General features: G+C 65.9%; 2 protein-coding genes. Both read left to right on the top strand.

All coding sequences use genetic code 11. The features are described from left to right. Nucleotides 1-325 precede the first annotated feature (325 nt). Entirely contained in the window at nt 326-3595 is a 3270-nt protein-coding gene (locus MOV74_RS33270; RefSeq protein ID WP_246931226.1) for a DUF2126 domain-containing protein, read from the top strand. Between the two features lie 27 nt (nt 3596-3622). Beyond that, the coding region (locus MOV74_RS33265; protein ID WP_246931225.1) for a hypothetical protein at nt 3623-3865 on the top strand (243 nt) is incomplete at its 3' end.

Here is a 3865-nt window from a genome sequence, read left to right as displayed (position 1 = left end):
TCCCGACCTGCGGCTCCTCCTGGCGCCGCGCGCAGCGTCCGTCAAGGATGGCCGTCGCTCGCCCCAACCTCACCCGATCTGCCGCCAGGCCACGCCTTGACGGACGCGAGCGCGGCGTCATCATGGCAGGCGCAGGCGATCCGTACGGCTCAAAACACCGCCGCCATTTAATGGTTGCTACGATACTGCCCGTATGGCCGAGATTACGCTTCGCTCCTGCCGGGGCATCTGGGACACTTCCTAGGCACCCTCTGCCCGTTGTTAGTGCTTGATCGCACCCACATCAGGTGTTCTGCTCAAAAAAGCTGCTGGAGCACCGCACCCCGTGTCGATCTACGTCGCATTGCATCATGTCACGCACTACAAATACGACCGTCCGATCGACCTTGGACCGCAGACCATCCGCCTGCGGCCGGCGCCGCATACGCGCACGCCGGTCCTGAGCTATTCGCTCAAGGTCACGCCATCCACCCATTTCGTGAACTGGCAGCAGGACCCGCAAGGCAACTGGCTGGCGCGCTACGTCTTCCCGGAGAAGACGACCGAATTGAAGATCGAGGTCGACTTCACGGCGCAGATGACGGTGGTCAACCCGTTCGACTTCTTCGTCGAGCCCTATGCCGACAGCTTTCCGTTCGAGTATTCTAAGGATTTGAAGACCGAGCTCGCGCCGTATCTCGAGACCATCAAGCCCGATCGCCTGTTCGCGAAATTTCTCGATGCGATCCCGCCTGAGGCCCCGAACACCGTCAACTTCCTGGTCGATCTCAATCGCGAGCTTCAGAAGCACGTCCGTTACATCATCCGGATGGAGCCCGGCGTGCAGACGCCGGAGGAGACGCTCTCCTCCGGTGCCGGATCGTGCCGCGACTCCGCCTGGCTTTTGATCCAGACCTTCCGTCATCTCGGTCTCGCCGCCCGTTTCGTCTCCGGCTATCTCATCCAGATCCGTCCCGACATCGATCCGATCGAGGGGCCGCCGGAAGTCGAGAACGACTTCACCGACCTGCACGCCTGGGCCGAGGTCTATCTGCCGGGTGCGGGCTGGATCGGCTTCGACGCCACCTCCGGCATGCTCGCAGGCGAGGGTCACATCCCGGTCGCGGCGACTCCGCATTATCGTTCGGCTGCGCCGATCTCCGGCGGCGCCGGCTTTGCCGAGGTCGAGTTCGAATTCGACATGAGCGTGAAACGCATCCGCGAGGCGCCGCGCATCACCAAGCCGTTTTCCGATGAATCCTGGGCACGGCTGAACGATCTCGGCGAGCAGGTCGACGGCGATCTCGCGAGCGCCGACGTGCGGCTCACCATGGGCGGCGAGCCGACCTTCGTCTCGGTCGACGATCTCGAAGCGGCGGAGTGGAACACCGAGGCGGTCGGTCCGACCAAACGCGCCCTTGGTGACGATCTGATCCGCCGCCTGCATAGGCGCTTCGCGCCGGGCGGGCTGCTGCATTATGGCGAGGGCAAATGGTACCCCGGCGAAAGCCTGCCGCGCTGGGCTTTTGGACTGTACTGGCGCAAGGACGGCGTGCCGATCTGGAAGAATGCCGATCTGATCGCGAAGATCGAGAATCCGCGGCGCGCCGAGGTCAAGGACGCCCAGGCGTTCGTGGAGGGCGCGGCGTTGCGGCTCGGGCTGGATCCCGGCTACATCATGCCGGCCTTTGAGGACACCGCGTACTGGCTCCAGAAGGAGGCCGAGCTTCCCGTCAACGTCGATCCCTCCGACTCCAAATTGTCCGATCCGGAAGCGCGCGCGCGCATGGCGCGCGTGTTCGACGAGGGCCTCAACACGCCGCGCGGCTTCGTGCTGCCGGTGCAACGGTGGAACGCGCCGCCGCGCTGGCGCAGCGAGCGCTGGCAACTCCGACGCAATCATCTGTTCCTGATGCCGGGAGATTCACCACTGGGCTTGCGCTTGCCGATCGGCTCGCTTGGCTATGTCCCGCCCAACCAATATCCCTACATCGTCGAGCAGGACCCGATGGAGGCGCGGGGCAAGCTGCCGGTATTCACGTTGCCGGCGCGTCCGGAAGCGCCACCGCGGGTCAATCCCGAGCATCTCAACACGTCCGTCCCCGTCCGCACCGCGATGTCGGTCGAAGTCCGCAACGGCGTGCTCTGCGCCTTCATGCCCCCGGTCGAGCGCATCGAGGATTATCTCGAGCTGATCGCCGCGCTCGAAGCCACCGCCGAAGAGATGCAGATTCAGGTTCATGTCGAGGGCTATCCGCCGCCGTTCGATCCGCGCATCGAAGTCATCAAGGTGACGCCCGACCCTGGTGTGATCGAGGTCAACGTCCAGCCGGCGAAGAGCTGGCGCGAGGCGGTCGACATCACCGTCGGGCTCTATGAGGACGCCGGCAAGACACGCCTCGGCGCCAACCGCTTCCTGGTCGACGGCCGCCACACCGGCACCGGCGGCGGCAATCACGTCGTGGTCGGCGGTTCCTCGCCGCAGGATTCGCCGTTCCTGCGCCGGCCTGATCTTCTCAAGAGCCTGGTGCTGTACTGGCAGCGGCATCCGTCGCTGTCCTATTTCTTCTCCGGCCTGTTCATCGGCCCGACCAGCCAGGCGCCGCGTATCGACGAAGCCCGCCACGACAGCATCTACGAGCTCGAGATCGCGCTCTCGCACGTGCCGCCGCCGGGCTACCAGACGCCGCTGTGGCTGGTGGACCGGCTGTTCCGGCATCTGCTCGTCGACATCACCGGCAACACCCACCGCGCCGAGATCTGCATCGACAAGCTCTATTCGCCTGAGGGGCCCACGGGGCGACTCGGTCTCGTCGAATTCCGCGCGCTCGAAATGCCGCCCGATCCGCGCATGTCGCTGGCGCAGCAGCTCCTGATCCGCGCGCTGATTGCGAAGATGTGGCGCGAGCCGCAAGCCGGCAAGTTCGTGCGCTGGGGCACGGCACTGCATGATCGTTACATGCTGCCGCATTTCATCTGGGAAGACTTTGTGGAGGTGCTCACCGAGCTGAAGCAGTTCGGCTACCCCTTCGAGCCGGAATGGTATCTGGCCCAGCTTGAATTCCGCTTCCCCGCTTTCGGCCGCGTCCATCATGGCGGCGTGACGCTGGAGCTGCGCCAGGCGCTGGAGCCCTGGCACGTGCTGGGCGAGGAGGGCTCGGCCGGCGGCACCGTGCGCTATGTCGACTCGTCCGTCGAGCGGCTCCAGGTCAAGGCCGAAGGCTTCGTCGAGGGCCGCCATATCGTCACCTGCAACGGTCGCCGCCTGCCGATGACGTCGACCGGTCGCTCCTCAGAGGCCGTGGCCGGCGTCCGCTTCAAGGCCTGGCAGCCGGCTTCCGGCCTGCATCCGACCATTCCCGTCCACGCGCCGCTGACCTTCGACCTGATCGACAGCTGGAACGGCCGCTCGCTCGGCGGCTGCGTCTATCACGTCGCCCATCCCGGGGGCCGAAGCTACGACACCAAGCCGGTCAACACCTACGAGGCCGAGGCGCGGCGGCTGGCGCGCTTCCAGGACCACGGCCACACGCCGGGGGCGATGCAACCGCCGCCCGAGGAACGCACAAATGAGTTTCCGCTGACCCTCGACTTGCGGACCCCGCTCCTGCAATGAGTATGATGGTGGGGCAGGGAGAGGCGCATGGGCGAGGGCGCAGCGGAACAGGACGACAAGGCGGGTAGAACGCAGGGACAGCGCGAAGGCCAGCGCCGCCTCGCGCAATGGGTCCGCGACTATAGCCGCCTGCCCGGCATTCCCGACGAGTTCTTAGGGCCGGACGGCGCCCCGCGCGCGGTGTGGAGCCGCTTCTTCGATGCCTTCGGCGCCCTCGCGCCCGATGAGATCGAGCGGCGATTCGGCATGGCCGACCGCCACCTCCGCGAG

This window comes from Bradyrhizobium sp. SHOUNA76 (assembly GCF_023006445.1).
Classification (GTDB): Bacteria; Pseudomonadota; Alphaproteobacteria; order Rhizobiales; family Xanthobacteraceae; genus Bradyrhizobium.
Note: the sequence above shows the minus strand (reverse complement) of the source record. Positions and strands in the feature narration are given on the sequence as shown.